Source organism: Rhodococcus sp. 27YEA15 (assembly GCF_049739425.1).
In the GTDB taxonomy this organism is placed as follows: Bacteria; Actinomycetota; Actinomycetes; order Mycobacteriales; family Mycobacteriaceae; genus Rhodococcus_F.
This window is the reverse complement of the sequence record NZ_JBMHHW010000001.1, coordinates 3124800-3140615: the sequence shown is the minus strand read 5'-3', so window position 1 is coordinate 3140615 and position 15816 is coordinate 3124800. Positions and strand designations below refer to the sequence as shown.

The following is a 15816-nucleotide window of genomic DNA, read 5'->3' as shown; positions in this document are numbered from 1 at the left end:
GGCAAACGGGTGAGTATCGAGGAACGCCGCGCAGCACGACGAGCGGCGTTGTTCGACGTCGGTGTCACCCTGCTCGGCGCCGTCGACGGCCCGGCGGTCAACGTCCGGGCGGTCTGCAAAGCAGCCGGACTGACCGAGCGATACTTCTACGAGAGCTTCACCGATCGTGATCAGTACGTCATCGCGGTGCATTCCTTTGTCGCGGAACAGGCTCAGTCTGCTATCGCGTCCGCGGTGGAACGGGAATCCACCCCCGTTGCAGTAGCCGAAGCGGCCGTCGACGCATTTGTCAAGCTCATGGTCGACGACCCGGCCATGGGCCGGGTTCTACTCATTGCGCCGTTGTCCGAGCCGGTGCTCGGTGGGCGCGGGATCGGATCGATGCCGGCGTTCGTTCAGCTCATCTACGGGCAGCTGACCGAGATCGTCGACCCGGTGGACAAACAACTGGTTGCCGTCGGACTGGTCGGTGCATTGTTCACCTTGTTCATCGGGTACCTCGACGGAAGTGTGGACGTCGACCGCTCGCGGTTTGTCGACCACTGTGTCAAGCTGCTCACCAGGGCCAATCACCCCTGATCTGATTCCTCGGCGGTCGCGGTGACAAGATCTCGAGCTTCCTTCAGGCCAAGTCCTCGATGCCGTTGCCGCAGAGCTTTTGTCGCCGCCACCAGGTCTGTCGTGGAGTCGATCGCGGCGTGTACGTCCGCCTTCGGAACGTCTGCCGGTCCAAGACCGCGCAGAGTTCGTTCACCGTCGCCCGAGCGCAGTCCTTTCGTGCATGCGAGGAGCGTGCCCGGCACGCATACCGTCCACAATCCCAACAGGAACCAGCGCCAAACAGACGGTTCCGTGAAGGCGTCACCGACGATCGAGATACCGATGACGATCAACGCGATCGACATCACCCACGGGGACCACCGGTCCAGCCTCGACCGCGCACGTTGCCAGTTCACTCGTTCCATGGCCCCAGCCAACCACAGTGTGTCAGGCCGGCCACAGTGTGTCGGTACGAACTGCCGGTCGGGTATCGGTGCACCATATGCACTTTCACGCTGTCCCACGCTCGATGCCGTGGGGCCGGGCAGGTGAGGATGCGACATGAATGACACGCGCAGTCCGGCAATGCCGGTCGGTTACGACACCGGGTGATCGCTGTTCGTGATCGGGTGGATCGTGCTCACTACTGCCGCCGTGGTGTCGATCCCGCGGGCCGACATGGACGGCGCGGCGAAAGTCGGTTGGTCCGCCATCTCGGTGCTCGTGCCTGTTGTCGGACCCGCTGTATGGTTCTTCGCACATCGGCGCCGTCGACGTGCGATGTAGTTCATCGTCGGTCTCAGTGTCGGCCGATCTTCAGGGGTTGGCACGACGGGCAGAAGAAGATCTGCCGCTCGGTGAGTTGGTCCGGTCCGAGGAGGTCTTCACGGATCGGAGTACCGCACCGCAGGCATGGTTTACGTCGGCGACCGTACACCCAGGTGCGGCGACCTGGACGGGTGTCGCCGGTGGTCACTCTTGTACTGCGATTCTTGTTGACGTCGATGGTGCGGTGGGAAAGGTCGACGATTGCTTCCAGATCGCCGGCCGATCGAGTGGGGGTCCGAGGATGAATGCCACGTAGGAAACAGATTTCGTTGCGATATACGTTGCCCAGTCCGGCCATCACTCGCTGGTCGAGGAGCGCAATTCCGATCGGCTGCTCTCCTGCCGCTTGCAGATTTCGTACGGCGAGAGTGTTGTCCCAATCGGGGCCGAGTAGGTCGGGGCCGAGGTGCCCGGCAGCGGAATCTTCGTCGGACCGGTTCAGAATTTCGGTGATTCCGAGCGAAAATCCCACGGCTACCGAGTCTTCGGTGGCAAGTACGATACGAGCCTGATGCGCGGGTCGACGCCACCGTTCGCCGGGACGGTAGATCTGCCATGCACCTTCCATCTTCAGATGGGTGTGAACAGTGACATCGGCGACCCGAATCAATAGATGTTTACCACGGCTGACGACGGAATCGACTATGCTGCCGGATAAATCGACAGTGGCGTAACGGGGCACCCGGACATCGCACGTGATCAAAGCCTGTCCGGCCAACGCATCACGGAGCGTGTTCGCCGCGCGCCAGACGGTATCACCTTCAGGCATGCCCGTACCTCGACCTCTCCAGGGGCTCGACCTCTACAGGGGTCGACATTACTGTGACCGGAGGCGGAAGCCGCGAGGAGTGGCGGCAAATCCGGCCTCGATCAGTACCGGAGCGAATTCGTGGCCGTGGATCGTTTCCCCGTTCACCTTCTCCACCACCAACTTCTCGACAGCCCGGGACGTGACCACCTGTGCCAGGGAGAGTGCGGCCATCCGCAGCACCCCGCTGTCGTCGGTGAACGTCAGAACGGTTCGACCGCCACGTTCGACGAACATGACCAACTCGCCTTCCACCAGAACCACCAAGGCGCCGGCTTTGCGGCCCGGCCGATGACCAGGCGACTCGTCGGTGCCGGCGGCCGGCCAGGGCAGTGCCGCACCGTACGGGTTGGCAGGATCGCATGCCGCGAGCGTGAGTGCAGCCGAGGACGGGTGACGCCCCTCGATCGAATCACCGAACGATCGCAGACGGTCTACTACCGCAGGTGTGGAGAACTGGGCACCGCCGAGCGAATCCACGAAGTAACCGCGTCGCGCCCGGCCGTTGTCCTCGAACGTGCTCAATACCTTGTAGATCAATGCGAACCCGCCGGTCACGTTTTCACTCATCACGCTGCCACGCGTCACCACGCCGTATCGTTCGAGGAGGACGTCGGCAGTGGCGTGCGCGCGAATCGTCGGATCGGTGTCGACGGCAGGCAACAGCGACCAGCGACCTGACGCTGTGGCCGGACCGGTACGGCTGGGCGTCGACGGACGTGTCATCGCGCGATACGGGCGAGCGCGTGGAGTGCGCCGGGGTATCCGATGACTGGTCGTGGTGCGAGTGGTGTCGGACAGCAATGCTCGCAGCGGAGCGACGGTGTCGTTGCCGACATGCCCCGACCACACCAACTCCCACAAGGTTGTGGTGACAGCGGCGTCGTCACCGACGTCGAGAGCGTCGGCGAGTTGCCGGAAGAAGTACGCTCCACCGCCGGACAGCTGATCGAGAATTCGCTTCTGCAACTCCGAGAGATCCGTGTCGGAGGGGGCGCCGAGGGTGATCGGCGCCAGATCGGCGGGATGCAGTGCCACCCATCCGTCCTTGCCCGAGATCGCCCCGGAACCGGACCACAGCACCTCGCCGGTGGAAGTGAGTTCGTCGAGCATGGCGGGCGTGTAGTCGCGAACCCGACTGGGGAGTATCAAGGATTCGAGCGCCGACGCCGGAACCGGAACTCCGGCAAGCTGATCGACGACGGCTGCGACACCGTCGATGCCTCGCAGCGCGGATCCGACATTCTGCCAGCTGGGCAGAAAGCGGCCGAGCGTGGCAGTGCTGACCGGCTCGACTTCCTGGCGAGCGGCAGCCAACGATCGCCGACGCAGCCGTCGGAGAACTTCGGCGTCACACCATTCGCTGCCGGCGGCGGCAGGCCGGAACTCGCCTTCGAGTACCCGTTTTTCCAGCGCGAGGCGACCGAGAACGTCGCGGGCAACCGAGACTCCGATACCGAAGCGGGCCGCCGCATCGGTGAGTGTGAACGGCCCGTGGGTGCGCGCGTATCGACTCAGCAGATCTTCGAGCGGCTGATCGACGGGTTCGATGAATGCGGCCGGAACCCCGATGGGCAGTGGAACACCGAGGCCGTCGCGCAAGCGCGCGGCATCCTCCACCACCGTCCACCAGTGGCGGCCCGCGAACGAGACGTGCAGCGCGCGGGTGTCGGCTACCAGCTTGTCGAGCCAGGACAACGGATCGTCGAGGCTCCTGGCGGCAACTTCCTCGGTGGTGAGCGGACCGAGCATGCGTAGGAGATCGGCAACACCTTCGAGGTCTTTCGCTTTCCGTTCGGGCACCAGGCGTTGAAGTTCCTGCTCGGCCAGTTCGATGACGCCGGCGTCGAGAAGTTCGCGAAGCTCGATGCGCCCGAGTAGTTCGGCGAGCAGAGTCGAATCGAGAGACAGTGCGGCAGCACGTCGTTCGGCGAGGGGGCTGTCGCCCTCGTACATGAAGGCGCCGACATAGTTGAACAGCAACGCACTGGCGAACGGTGACGGAGATGCCGTCTCCACCTCGACGATCCGGATCTGGCGTTTGGCGATCTTGCGCAACAGCTCTTCGAGCGCGGGGAGATCGTAGACGTCCTGCAGACATTCACGCACCGTCTCGAGGAGGATCGGGAACGTCGGGAACTTGCGGGCGACGTCGAGTAACTGTGCCGAACGCTGACGCTGCTGCCACAGTGGAGCTCGCTTGCCTGGATTGCGGCGCGGGAGCAGTAGTGCGCGCGCGGCACATTCACGAAAACGTGAGGCGAACAGCGCGGAGCCGCCCACCTCCTGGGTGACCAGATCTGCGATGTCGTCGACGTCGAACGCGAACAGTTCGGCGCCCGGTGGTTCGTTCTCCGTGTCCGGTAGCCGGACGATGATGCCGTCGTCGGAGGCGGTGGGACTGGAATCGACACCGTATCGTTCTTGCAGACGTGCGCCGATCGCCAGTGCCCACGGCGCGTGTACGCGTTGCCCGTACGGGGAATGCAGAATCAGACGCCAGTCTCCCAGCTCGTCACGGAATCGTTCGACCACCAGCGTCCGGTCCGACGGCACCTGGCCGGTGGCGTTCTTCTGTTCACCTACCAACTGGATCAAGTTGGTGGTGGCATTGTGGTCGAGTCCGCCGACGCGGCAGCGTTCCACGACGTCGGCCTCGTCGCCGAGTGCGGTCTCCCGGATGAACTGTCCGAGTGCCTGCCCCAGTTCGGCCGGGCGGCCCAATCCGTCGCCGTGCCAGAACGGCAGCCGGCCGGGTAACCCGTACGCGGGGCTGACGAGCACCCGGTCGAAGGTGATCTCCTCGATCCGCCAACTGGTGGCACCGAGGGCGAAAACGTCACCGACGCGAGACTCGTACACCATTTCCTCGTCGAGTTCGCCCACTCTGGACGCTTTCTCTCCCACCATGTAGACCGTGAAGAGGCCGCGGTCCGGTATGGCTCCACCGGAAGTGACGGCCAACCGTTGCGCGCCGGGACGGCCGGTCAGGGTGTTGGATTCGCGATCCCACACCAGCCGCGGGCGAAGTTCGGCGAATTCGTCGGACGGGTAGCGGCCGGCAAGCAGATCGAGTGTCGACTCGTATGCCGAGCGCGGAAGCGTCGCGAAAGAACCGCTGCGGCGGACTGCGTCGAACCAGTCGTCGACATCGATCGGTTCGAGCGCGCACGCGGCAACAGTCTGCTGGGCCAGAATGTCGAGCGGGTTGGCCGGGACGGCGAGCGCTTCGATCTTGCCCTCCACCATGCGCTCGACGGTGACGGCGCAATGGATGAGATCGGTGCGATGTTTCGGGAACACCACGCCACGGGAGATTTCACCGACCTGGTGTCCGGCCCGGCCGACGCGCTGGAGCCCGCTGGCCACCGACGGCGGCGCTTCCACTTGGATTACCAGATCTACGGCCCCCATGTCGATCCCGAGTTCCAGGCTGCTGGTGGCGACGACGCAGCGGAGTCGCCCCGATTTCAGATCGTCCTCGATGATCGCGCGCTGATCCTTGCTCACCGAGCCGTGATGTGCACGAGCGAGGAGCGGCTCGGCGCCGAAACCGATCTCGGAGGGTGAGCCGATCTGAGCCGGTGGTTTCGGCATCCTGTCCACTACCGCGCCGGCGCGTTCGGCGTGTATCTCGTTGAGCCGGGCCGTCAGTCGTTCGGCAAGGCGGCGTGAATTGGCGAACACGATCGAGGAACGATGCTCGAGTACCAGATCGACTATCTGTTCTTCGACATGCGGCCAGATGGATCCGGCTTGGGGCGTGGGTGATTCGGAGCCGTCGGCGGGTGTTGCGACGCCCAGTTCGGTCATGTCCTCCACGGGGACCCGAACACTGAGGTCGAACGTCTTCGCGGCCGGGGGCGCGACAGTCCGGAAGGGAGCCGAGCCGGCCAGGAACCGCCCGACTTCCTCGTGTGGACGGACGGTGGCCGACAGCCCGATCCGCTGTGCCGGACGTTCGAGGATGCCGTCCAGACGCTCCAACGACAGCGCCAGATGTGAACCGCGTTTGGTTCCGGCGACGGCGTGAACCTCGTCGACGATGACGGTGTCCACCCCGGTGAGGGTTTCACGAGCCGCCGAGGTGAGCATCAAGAACAACGATTCTGGGGTGGTGATCAGAATGTCCGGTGGACGTTTGATCATGGCTCGACGATCGGCCTGAGTGGTGTCTCCCGAACGAACCCCGACCGTGATCTCCGGTGGCGTGAGCCCCAGCCGTTTGGCGGTCTGGGTGATGCCGACGAGTGGGGCACGAAGGTTGCGTTCGACGTCCACCCCGAGTGCTTTGAGAGGTGAGATGTAGAGGACCTTGGTGGTTCGCTCGGCTGTGCCCCGCGGGTCTGTCTCTGTCGAGGCAGAAGCAGGGGAGAGGGTGGTCGCGGCCGAGGGAGCATCGCGGGAGGCGAGTTGATCGAGCGCCCAGAGGAACGCCGAGAGCGTCTTCCCGGATCCGGTCGGGGCCACCACCAGCGTGTGCGATCCGCTGGCGATGGAATCCCACGCACCGAGCTGAGCCGGCGTCGGCGCGGTGAATGCGCCGTCGAACCATTCCCGAGTGGCGGCGGAGAACTTGCCGAGGACGGTACGCATGGGCTCCATAGTGCCCGCTCCCACCGACATTGCGGGTCGAGTCGGGCGACTCAGCCAAACTCGACACCCTGCGCCAACGGCAGCTGGTTCGAGTAATTGACGGTGTTGGTGGCGCGTCGCATGTAGGCCTTCCAGGAATCCGAACCCGATTCGCGACCACCGCCCGTCTCCTTCTCACCGCCGAACGCGCCGCCGATCTCGGCGCCCGAGGTACCGATGTTGACGTTCGCGATTCCGCAATCCGAGCCGTCGGCTGCGAGGAAACGTTCGGCCTCACGTTGATCGAGCGTGAAGATCGACGACGAAAGTCCCTGGCGGAACCGCATTGTGCAGGGCCATCGCCTCGTCGAAATCCCGATACGTCACGACGTAGAGAATCGGTGCGAAGGTCTCGTCGCGGACCACGGCGGTTTGAGCGGGCATTCGGACCACTGCCGGGTTGACGTAGTAGCCGTGATCGCCGACGCGGTCGCCGCCGCACAACACGGTCCCACCGTCGGCGCGTGCGCGAGTCAGTGCGTCCTGCATCGCGCGGTAAGCGGCTTCGTCGATCAACGGCCCCACCAGAACGTCGCTCTCGAAGGGGCTGCCGATCTGCAGTTGCGCGTACGCCGAGACGATCCGCTCGACGAGCGTGTCGGCGATCGACTCGTGCACGATCAGGCGGCGCAGTGAGGTACAACGCTGCCCGGCAGTGCCCGCGGCGGAGAACACGATTGCCCGAACAGCCAGACCCAGATCAGCGGACGGCGTGACGACGGCACCGTTGTTTCCACCCAGTTCGAGCAGGCTACGACCGAAACGTGCGGCGACTCGCGGTGCGAGCGCCCGTCCCATGCGGACCGAGCCGGTCGCACTGACCAGCGGGACCGACGGATTGTCCGCGAGCCGCTGACCGACGTCGCGGCCACCGACCACCAACTGGTGAACTCCGGAGGGGGCATCACATTCGGCGAGGGCGCGTCGAAGCAGCGCATCGCAGGCCAACGCGGTGAGCGGCGTCGTCTCGGACGGTTTCCACACCACTGCGTCACCGCAGACGAGGGCGAGTGCGGTGTTCCAGGACCACACGGCGACGGGGAAGTTGAACGCCGAGATGACCCCGACGACGCCCAGCGGATGCCAGGTTTCCATCAATCGATGCCCCGGCCGCTCGGACGGCATGGTACGTCCGTACAACTGACGCGAGAGTCCGACGGCGAACTCGCAGATGTCGATCATCTCCTGTACCTCGCCGAGTGCCTCCGACGTGATCTTGCCCGCCTCGAGCGTCACCAACTCGGCGAGATCCTCTTTACGCTCGGTGAGCAGCGCTCCCAAACGACGCACCACGGCGCCTCGTTGCGGTGCCGGAACGGTGCGCCAGCGCAGATGAGCCGCATGTGCGGCGGCGACGGCGTCGTCGACTCCGTCGCCGGAGTGCTGGAGGACGGTGCGTAGTTCGGTGCCGGTGATCGGGCTTCGGGCGCTCAGATCTCCGGACGGCCAGACCACTCCGCAGGCGTCGAGCGCTGCCTGTGCGCGATCGGTGAGGCTCGAGGGTTCGGGCAGCTTCACGGTAGTGGCCTTTCGTCATGACAAGCGCGGTTCAGTCGGGCGAGCGAGGAGTCCTGTTGTGCTCGGTACAATTCGAACGGATCGTGAACCGGACGTTCGATCGCACCCTCGAGTTGATCCTGCCCGTATTGTGCGCCCGGCGCAGCGGGGACGAATCCGGGGACGGCATCAAGATTCGACGCGAAGATTCCAGCAGCGGAAGCCGGAAGGAAGTCTTCGTAGACGATCGGCATTCGGACGGTCCGCTCACCGTCGCGACGGTAGGTGAAGTACGCCAGCCCGGCTTCGTCGAGACCCTGCTCGGTGTGCGGAAATGCCTCCTCCCATCGTGCGGAGTCGGGCTCCCCGATCAATCGGTCGTAGATGTCCCGACCGGCCCGGGTCAGGGCGATTCCGCGTGACTCGACCTCGCCGAACCGGACGCGGACATGCTCTCGCGTGATCGTGCCGTCCGCGTGGCGAAAGCGCCGCGCCTCGTTCAGGGCCCGAAATGACGTCTGACGCAAGAGGAGCGGCGTCCCAGTTCGCTTCGGCGGACCTTGGATGCGGTCGATCATGGTGACACCACGGTCGGTCATACGGCGATACAACTCGTCGATGTCGAGAACGCGTGGAGTGAGGTGATTGACGTGCGTCGATGCCTGCCCGGCGATGTCGGCCGCCACCGGCGAGACGGCAGCGAGTTCGCGATACCACGCGGCGTCGATCGGTTCGGTGCCGAGACGGAACACGTCGGTAGCTGCGTCGACGAACAAGCCGGCCTCCGATTCCGGCAGGCCGCCGTCGGCGCTCGCGCGGCGCGCCCACCGAAGTAGGTCGGGCGAGAACAACCGTCGTCTGGCCACGTAGGTGGCTACGCGTCGTCGAAGATCATTGTCGAAGAATCGTGAATCGCCCACCGTCAGAACGGAGGTGAACACTCGAAACGGATTCCGCTCGAGTTCCTCCGGGTCCACGGGTCGAAAAGCCGTGGACACCACGGGTATCGGCGAATCGGTCTGCCGAAGGTCGTAGTATCCGACTGCGCTCATGCCCAATCCCGCGAAGACCACCGCAACCTCGCGAAGTTCGTCGAGTGAACCGAGCCTGACAGCGCAGTGCCGCTCGGCGCCGACCCGTTCGAGGCTGCCAAGGCGCTCTGCGATGTCGGGATACCGGTCGGCGTGACGACGGTTCACGTCCTGCGTCACCTCGGTGAGTGTGGTGTAAGCAGGAACCTCGCGGCCGTACATGAACGCGAGAGTCGCGGCGAATCTGGAACGAAGCTCGCAGGTTTCAACCATTGGAATGTCCGGTTACGTTAGCCTGCCCAGGTGCGAGAAACAGAACAGAGCGACATCGCGGCGGTATCGGTGGACGACACCGATCGACTACTGATGCGCGAGTTGGTCGCAGACGGGCGCGCGACGCTGTCGAGTCTTGCCGAGAAGGCGGGCTTGTCGATCTCCGCCGTGCAGTCCCGGGTGCGCCGGCTGGAATCTCGCAAGGTGATCCAAGGCTACTCGGCGAGGATAGATCCCGAAGCCCTCGGCCTGGGTTTATCGGCATTTGTTGCCATCACTCCTCTCGATCCGTCGCAACCGGACGACGCTCCGACCCGGCTTCGGCATCTTCCCGGCGTGGTGTCCTGCCACTCGGTGGCCGGCGTCGAGAGTTATGTACTGCTCGTGCGTGTCGCGTCGCCTCGGGCGTTGGAGCGACTTCTCCAGGAGATTCGTACGACGGCGAGCGTGAACACGCGGAGCACCATCATCCTACAAACTTTCTATGACGAGTGAACTTGAAAAGATAATTTTACGAATGATCATCGACATGACCGGAAAATTGACATAGCCTTCGGTCATGAGTACTGCGATGCGAGACTTCGGTGATCGTGCAGGGATCTCCGTCCGCGAGGTGTTGCAAGCGAATATCCTCGCGGACGGCTTCGATCTGGTTCTCGATCTGACCGGTTCGACAGGTAGTCGTCTCCGCGACCTACGGGACGGAACGCAGTATCTGGACATGTTCGGGTTCTTCGGATCGTCGGCGCTGGGCATGAATCATCCGGCGATCGTCGACGACGACGAGTTTCAGCGAGAACTTGCGATGGTGGCGTCGAACAAGCCGAGCAACTCGGACATCTACAGTGAGCCGTTCGCCAGATTCGTCGCGACTTTCGCACGCGTGCTTGGTGATCGAGCGCTTCCACATCTGTTCTTCGTCGACGGCGGAGCCCTGGCGGTGGAGAACGCACTCAAAGTTGCGTTCGACTGGAAGAGCCGTTTCAACGAAGCGCACGGTCTGTCGGCAGACCGCGGTACGAAGGTCCTTCACCTGACCGAGGCCTTCCACGGCCGCAGCGGCTACACGATGTCGCTCACCAATACCGACCCGGGCAAAGTTGCGAGATTCCCTAAATTCGACTGGCCACGCATCGACTCACCCTACGAGGCGGACGGCCGCGACGTGATGGCCGCAGAGCGGGACGCCCTGGCCCAGGCCCGACAGGCGTTCGACGAAAATGTCGGAGAGATAGCATGTTTCATCGCCGAACCCATCCAGGGGGAGGGTGGTGATCACCACCTCCGCCCCGAATTTCTCCAGGCGATGCAATCACTGTGCCGGGAGAACGACGCGCTGTTCGTTCTCGACGAAGTGCAAACCGGATGTGGATCGACCGGCACCACGTGGGCGTATCAGCAACTGGGTGTGCAACCGGACGTGGTGGCTTTCGGAAAGAAGACTCAGGTGTGCGGAATCATGGCGGGTGGGCGCGTCGACGAAGTTCCGGACAACGTGTTCCACGTCAGCTCACGCATCAACTCTACCTGGGGTGGCAACCTCACCGACATGGTCAGAGCGAGAAGAATTTTCGAGGTGATGGAAAGTGATCGCCTCGTCGACCGGGCACGATTCACCGGTGCACACCTGCTCGGTCGACTTGTCGATCTGGCCCGGCGGTCCGAGTTGGTGACCGAGCCTCGCGGGCGAGGATTGATGTGTGCGATCACCTTGCCGAACAGCGAATTTCGGGATCGAATACTTTGCCGACTCCTCGCGGACGAGCATGTGCTGATCCTGCCTACCGGTGCGCGAGGAATCCGATTCCGACCCGCGTTGACCGTCACGACCGGAGAACTCGACGAAGCAGTGGATGCGCTGGAACGCACACTCCTCGCGCAATCGACCCTCTGATACTCGCTGTCCACAGCTACACCTCGGAAGGTGTCCCCGCCATCATGTCGGGGTCGGCGTAGACCTCTGCCGCGCCGGCTTCGACGACCCTGCCCTGGTGTCATTCCTGCAGGCGCACCGCCGCGCCGCTTCGCGGATCGAGCGTTGCCGCGACGATCCTGGCCACCTGCTCGACGATGCGCGTGGCCGGGGTGCTCGCCCAGTGCTCCGCGAGACCGCCGGTACCGACTTGTTCGCGCCTGCGCCGGCCAGCTACCGCAAAGTGTGATCTGTCGACTGCGCCCCTTTCGGTTCGTGTGTCGACGATCCCAACAGTGTGTTCATGACCGTGACGCTGCAGCGGCCGGCGTAGCCCGTCAGTCCTACTCGTCCGATACGGGCACGACTTCACTGACCATCCGAACCGTCGACCGACCGGGCCGTATGGTTTGCACCATGACGGACAACTCAGGCCCGCACTCGGTAGTGCCCTCGCTGGCAAATCTGCGCGACGTCGGCGGCCCCGAATCGAGGTATGGCGGATTCGTCCGCACCGGAGCCGTTTTTCGGTCCACGGACCTGGCCTCCCTCGACGACGACGGTATGCGGACGGTCTCGGAACTGGGAATTGTCACCGTCTACGATCTGCGCACCGATTCCGAGCGTACGGCCGCCCCCGATCGCACCCCGCCGGGGGTTCGCGAATTGGGGCTGGACGTGTTGGCGGACAAGGGGTATCGATCGATACCTGCCCAGATGCAGAAGATGATCGCCGATCCGGCATTCGCCAGTGAAGCACTCGGAAGTGGGCAGGCGCTCGACTACTTTCGTGGAAGCTATCGCGATTTCGTCTCGCTCCCCAGCGCGGTGTCGGCGTACCGGGGACTGTTCTTGGATCTGGCCTACCGGTCGCCGGCGCCCTCGCTCGTCCACTGCACGACCGGTAAGGATCGCACCGGATGGGCGTCGGCGGCGCTCCTGCTTTTCCTCGGAGCATCGGAAGATGCGGTTTTCGAGGACTACCTGGTCACCAACGTGTCACTGTTGCCGAAGTTCGCGCCGGTACTCGACCGGTTCGCCACCGCCGGCGGCGACCCCGCACTACTCGAAGGCGTACTCGGAGTCCGCCGCGAGTACCTCGAGGCGTCACTGGAGGAGATGAACGCTCGGCACGGTTCGATCGAATCCTATGTGGCCGACGCGCTGAAAATCGGTGATGATGCACAAAACAAGTTGCGCGCCAAGCTAATCAGTTGATCGGGGGCTCGATGATCGTCGGCGCGACACCAGCACCGTGATTGAGATTCCGATTCCCACTCCGACGATGTCGGCGGCGGCATCGGCCAAGTCGCCGGATCGGGAGATCGGTAGCGCGGCTTGCAGAACTTCCGATACGAGCGCGTAGCCGGCAAGCCACAGCGCAGTGATCCACCGCGGAATCCGGGCATGGACCGAGGTGATCGCGAGAACCGCGAACATCAGAATGTGGGTGATCTTGTCGGTGTTCTCCGGGCTGGACGGCACAGCGGAGCCCGGCGAGAACAGCATCACCAAAGAGACTGCAATTGCTACGGCGAGCGGCCAGTAGCGGACTCCACTCACGCGCCCCGACCTTCGATGACGGCGAGTCCCAGCGCCCCTTCGGTGAACCGGGTCACTGCCGCCGATGCGGTATCGAGAGCATCCATGTGTCCTTCGCGCGCCCAACCGGTGAGACTCGCAGTGGTGTCGAGTGGTGTCACGATAACTTCGGCCAGCATCTCACCGGTGTTGGGCTGACATACCGCCCAGGAGTAGGCGCTGTCGCTCAGCCACTGCGATCTACGCATGCGCACGTACGCGGGATCGGTGATGCCGCCGTCGGCAAGCGCCGGACGGTCGTCGACGCGCTCGTCGTCACGCAGCGCTCGCAGGTACCAGCCACCTGCATTGATTTCCATGGGCTCCATCAGTCGGAATCCCTGTCGCGCTTGCGGTCTCGCTTACGTTCACGATCAGCTCCGAACAGCAGGGCACCTGCCAACGGAATTGCGAGGAACCACAGCCACGTACCGGTGACGAAGAAGAGGATGACCGCCAGAATCGGTATGACTGCCATGATCCGGCCGCCCCAGTCCGGATCGAAACCTCGCCCCACCTTTGCGTCCGCATTGTCGGCCGACGCGGCCGAAGGGGTCGCTGCAGGTAGATCGGCGAACACCGGCGCCAGCTCGTTGCGGGTAACGGCCGAAGTGACGACGGCACTGCGCGTATCGAACTCGTCCACGGTGAGTCGGCCGGCGGCGAAGTGGCGACCGAGAAGGTCGAGTGCCTGTTCGCGTTCGGCGGTGCCGATGCGGATGTCGGGGACGTCAGCCATGAACTACACCCTAGCGGGGCACGGCCCCTGTGCGCCTTTTCGGCAGTGGAGCACTACCAGAAAGACGCACAGGGGCCGGAGGCTCTACTTCAGTTCCGCGAGGACGGTGCCCTGGGTGATGGCGGCACCGGGTTCGACGGACAGGCCGGTGACCACTCCGGCCTTGTGGGCGTTGACGGGGTTTTCCATCTTCATGGCCTCGAGGACGGCGATGAGGTCGCCCTCGGCGACTTCCTGGCCTTCGGTGACGGCCACCTTGACGACAGTGCCCTGCATGGGTGCGGTGACGGCGTCACCGGACGCCGCGCCGGCGCCTGCGCCCGCGCGCTTGCGTGCCTTCGGCTTCTTGCGGATGGCACCCGATGCCGCGCCGCCGCCGTTGCCCAGGGAGAACTGCCCCGGCAGCGATACCTCGACGCGACGTCCACCGACCTCGACGACGACGTTCTGGCGAGGCAGTGCCTCGTCCTCGTCGTCGGCGACGGTACCGGCACCGACGTACGGCTCGATGGTGTTGTCCCAGTCCGTTTCGATCCACTTGGTGTAGACGTCGAACTTCTCGCCGTCACCGACGAATGCCGGGTTTTCCACGATGTGGCGGTGGAACGGCAGGACGGTGGCGAGGCCCTCGATCTCGAACTCCGCCAACGCGCGAGCGGCGCGCTGCAAAGCCTGCTCACGAGTTTCACCGGTCACGATGAGCTTGGCGAGCATCGAATCGAACTGGCCGCCGATCACGTCACCGGCGACGACACCGGAATCGACGCGCACACCGGGGCCCGTGGGCTCACGGTAGACCGAGACCGGCCCGGGAGCGGGCATGAAGCCGCGGCCGGCGTCCTCACCGTTGATGCGGAACTCGAAGGAGTGCCCACGCGGGGTGGGATCTTCCTTGATGGAGAGCTCTTCACCGTTGGCGATGAGGAACTGCTGACGCACCAGGTCGATGCCCGCGGTCTCCTCGGTGACAGGATGCTCGACCTGCAGACGGGTGTTGACCTCGAGGAACGAGATGGTGTCGCCCTGCACGAGGTACTCGACCGTGCCGGCGCCGTAGTAGCCGGCTTCCTTGCAGATCGCTTTCGCCGAGGCATGGATGCGGGCGCGCTGATCGTCGGTCAGGAACGGTGCGGGAGCTTCCTCGACGAGTTTCTGGAAGCGGCGCTGCAGCGAGCAGTCGCGGGTACCGGCGACGACGACGTTGCCGTGCTGATCGGCGATGACCTGGGCCTCGACGTGGCGGGCCTTGTCGAGGTACTGCTCGACGAAACATTCGCCGCGACCGAACGCGGCGATGGCCTCGCGGGTGGCGGACTCGAACAGTTCCGGGATTTCCTCGATGGTCTGGGCGACCTTCATGCCGCGTCCACCACCGCCGAACGCTGCCTTGATCGCGACCGGTACGCCGTGTTCCTTCGCGAACGCGACGACCTCGTCGGCGCCCTTGACGGGATCCTTGGTGCCGGCCGCCATCGGCGCCTTCGCGCGTTCGGCGATGTGACGGGCGGTGACCTTGTCGCCGAGGTCGCGGATGGACTGCGGGGACGGCCCGATCCAGATCAGGTTCGCATCGATGACGGCCTGGGCGAAGTCGGCGTTCTCGGACAGGAACCCGTAGCCGGGGTGGATGGCGTCGGCACCGGACTTGCGAGCGGCGTCGAGAATCTTGTCGAACACCAGATACGACTCGGCCGAGGTTTGACCGCCGAGTGCGAATGCCTCGTCTGCAAGCTTCACGAACTGTGCATCGGCATCGGGTTCGGCGTACACGGCGACACTGCCGTAACCGGCGTCCTTGGCCGCCCGGATAACCCGCACTGCGATCTCACCGCGGTTCGCGACAAGCACCTTCGTAATGTGCGCGCTGGCATGACTGGGCACTGAGCCTCCTGTGGTTCGCATGGTCTGTCTCCGCGGTGTATTCCTCTGGGATTCACCATCGGGGGATTGCTGGCATCACTTCGGAGTGTAT

The 15816-nt window shown here is 64.3% G+C and carries 14 protein-coding genes and 1 pseudogene; 6 read left to right on the top strand and 9 right to left on the bottom strand.

The window, feature by feature from the left end; translation table 11 throughout:
- Nucleotides 1–9: 9 nt before the first annotated feature.
- The gene (locus ABH922_RS14735; protein ID WP_424807620.1) at nt 10–579 is read left to right on the top strand and encodes a TetR/AcrR family transcriptional regulator; all 570 of its coding nucleotides are present in this window, start codon (nt 10–12) and stop codon (nt 577–579) included.
- Here the strand turns inward: ABH922_RS14735 and ABH922_RS14730 are convergent.
- Entirely contained in the window at nt 570–965 is a 396-nt protein-coding gene (locus tag ABH922_RS14730; protein ID WP_424807619.1) for a hypothetical protein, read from the bottom strand. The two genes, ABH922_RS14735 and ABH922_RS14730, sit on opposite strands and share 10 nt — an antisense overlap.
- 211 nt (nt 966–1176) lie before the next feature.
- Between ABH922_RS14730 and ABH922_RS14725 the strand changes: the two genes are divergently transcribed.
- Nucleotides 1177–1326, top strand: coding sequence for a PLDc N-terminal domain-containing protein (locus ABH922_RS14725; protein WP_424807618.1), 150 nt, complete (start codon nt 1177–1179; stop codon nt 1324–1326).
- A 13-nt stretch (nt 1327–1339) separates the two neighbouring features.
- Here ABH922_RS14725 and ABH922_RS14720 read toward each other — a convergent pair whose 3' ends face one another.
- The 4 genes and pseudogenes from ABH922_RS14720 to ABH922_RS14705 all read right to left on the bottom strand — a co-directional run bounded on the left by ABH922_RS14720 (nt 1340) and on the right by ABH922_RS14705 (nt 9612).
- Nucleotides 1340–2137, bottom strand: coding sequence for a DNA-formamidopyrimidine glycosylase family protein (locus ABH922_RS14720; RefSeq protein ID WP_424807617.1), 798 nt, complete (start codon nt 2135–2137; stop codon nt 1340–1342).
- 48 nt (nt 2138–2185) lie between these two features.
- Nucleotides 2186–6772, bottom strand: a complete 4587-nt coding sequence (locus ABH922_RS14715) for an ATP-dependent helicase (RefSeq protein WP_424807616.1) — start codon at nt 6770–6772, stop codon at nt 2186–2188.
- Nucleotides 6773–6822: 50 nt separating this feature from the next.
- A pseudogene (locus ABH922_RS14710) lies at nt 6823–8329 on the bottom strand (aldehyde dehydrogenase family protein).
- Complete coding sequence (locus ABH922_RS14705; RefSeq protein WP_424807615.1) at nt 8326–9612, bottom strand: 2-oxoadipate dioxygenase/decarboxylase family protein; 1287 nt, start codon at nt 9610–9612, stop codon at nt 8326–8328. The pseudogene ABH922_RS14710 and the gene ABH922_RS14705 overlap by 4 nt, the downstream one beginning before the upstream one ends.
- A gap of 30 nt (nt 9613–9642) precedes the next feature.
- Between ABH922_RS14705 and ABH922_RS14700 the strand changes: the two genes are divergently transcribed.
- The 4 genes from ABH922_RS14700 (at nt 9643) to ABH922_RS14685 (ending at nt 12742) form a co-directional block, all read left to right on the top strand.
- A complete protein-coding gene (locus ABH922_RS14700) occupies nt 9643–10107 on the top strand; it encodes an Lrp/AsnC family transcriptional regulator (RefSeq protein ID WP_424807614.1) in 465 nt (154 codons plus the stop codon).
- 64 nt (nt 10108–10171) lie between these two features.
- Nucleotides 10172–11506 carry an L-lysine 6-transaminase gene (gene lat / locus ABH922_RS14695; RefSeq protein ID WP_424807613.1) on the top strand — a complete coding sequence of 445 codons (1335 nt, stop codon included), beginning with the start codon at nt 10172–10174 and terminating at the stop codon, nt 11504–11506.
- A 97-nt stretch (nt 11507–11603) separates the two neighbouring features.
- Nucleotides 11604–11774 carry a hypothetical protein gene (locus ABH922_RS14690; protein ID WP_424807612.1) on the top strand — a complete coding sequence of 57 codons (171 nt, stop codon included), beginning with the start codon at nt 11604–11606 and terminating at the stop codon, nt 11772–11774.
- 167 nt (nt 11775–11941) lie between these two features.
- Nucleotides 11942–12742, top strand: a complete 801-nt coding sequence (locus tag ABH922_RS14685; RefSeq protein ID WP_424807611.1) for a tyrosine-protein phosphatase — start codon at nt 11942–11944, stop codon at nt 12740–12742.
- On the opposite strand, the gene ABH922_RS14680 is transcribed toward ABH922_RS14685, so the two are convergent.
- The 4 genes from ABH922_RS14680 to ABH922_RS14665 all read right to left on the bottom strand — a co-directional run bounded on the left by ABH922_RS14680 (nt 12731) and on the right by ABH922_RS14665 (nt 15725).
- Entirely contained in the window at nt 12731–13087 is a 357-nt protein-coding gene (locus ABH922_RS14680; RefSeq protein WP_424807610.1) for a VanZ family protein, read from the bottom strand. The two genes, ABH922_RS14685 and ABH922_RS14680, sit on opposite strands and share 12 nt — an antisense overlap.
- Nucleotides 13084–13434, bottom strand: a complete 351-nt coding sequence (locus ABH922_RS14675) for a hypothetical protein (RefSeq protein WP_424807609.1) — start codon at nt 13432–13434, stop codon at nt 13084–13086. The genes ABH922_RS14680 and ABH922_RS14675 overlap by 4 nt, the downstream gene beginning before the upstream one ends.
- A complete protein-coding gene (locus tag ABH922_RS14670; protein WP_424807608.1) occupies nt 13434–13844 on the bottom strand; it encodes a DUF1707 SHOCT-like domain-containing protein in 411 nt (136 codons plus the stop codon). The genes ABH922_RS14675 and ABH922_RS14670 overlap by 1 nt, the downstream gene beginning before the upstream one ends.
- 84 nt (nt 13845–13928) lie before the next feature.
- On the bottom strand, nt 13929–15725 hold the full coding sequence (locus ABH922_RS14665) for an acetyl/propionyl/methylcrotonyl-CoA carboxylase subunit alpha (RefSeq protein ID WP_424807607.1): 1797 nt from the start codon (nt 15723–15725) through the stop codon (nt 13929–13931).
- Nucleotides 15726–15816 lie beyond the last annotated feature (91 nt).

Coding starts and splice junctions, on each gene's coding strand:
- lat (WP_424807613.1), top strand. CDS start 10,172: ATGAGTACTGCGATGCGAGACTTCGGTGATCGTGCAGGGATCTCCGTC.
- ABH922_RS14720 (WP_424807617.1), bottom strand. CDS start 2,137: ATGCCTGAAGGTGATACCGTCTGGCGCGCGGCGAACACGCTCCGTGAT.
- ABH922_RS14705 (WP_424807615.1), bottom strand. CDS start 9,612: ATGGTTGAAACCTGCGAGCTTCGTTCCAGATTCGCCGCGACTCTCGCG.
- ABH922_RS14730 (WP_424807619.1), bottom strand. CDS start 965: ATGGAACGAGTGAACTGGCAACGTGCGCGGTCGAGGCTGGACCGGTGG.
- ABH922_RS14675 (WP_424807609.1), bottom strand. CDS start 13,434: ATGGAGCCCATGGAAATCAATGCAGGTGGCTGGTACCTGCGAGCGCTG.
- ABH922_RS14685 (WP_424807611.1), top strand. CDS start 11,942: ATGACGGACAACTCAGGCCCGCACTCGGTAGTGCCCTCGCTGGCAAAT.
- ABH922_RS14715 (WP_424807616.1), bottom strand. CDS start 6,772: ATGCGTACCGTCCTCGGCAAGTTCTCCGCCGCCACTCGGGAATGGTTC.
- ABH922_RS14670 (WP_424807608.1), bottom strand. CDS start 13,844: ATGGCTGACGTCCCCGACATCCGCATCGGCACCGCCGAACGCGAACAG.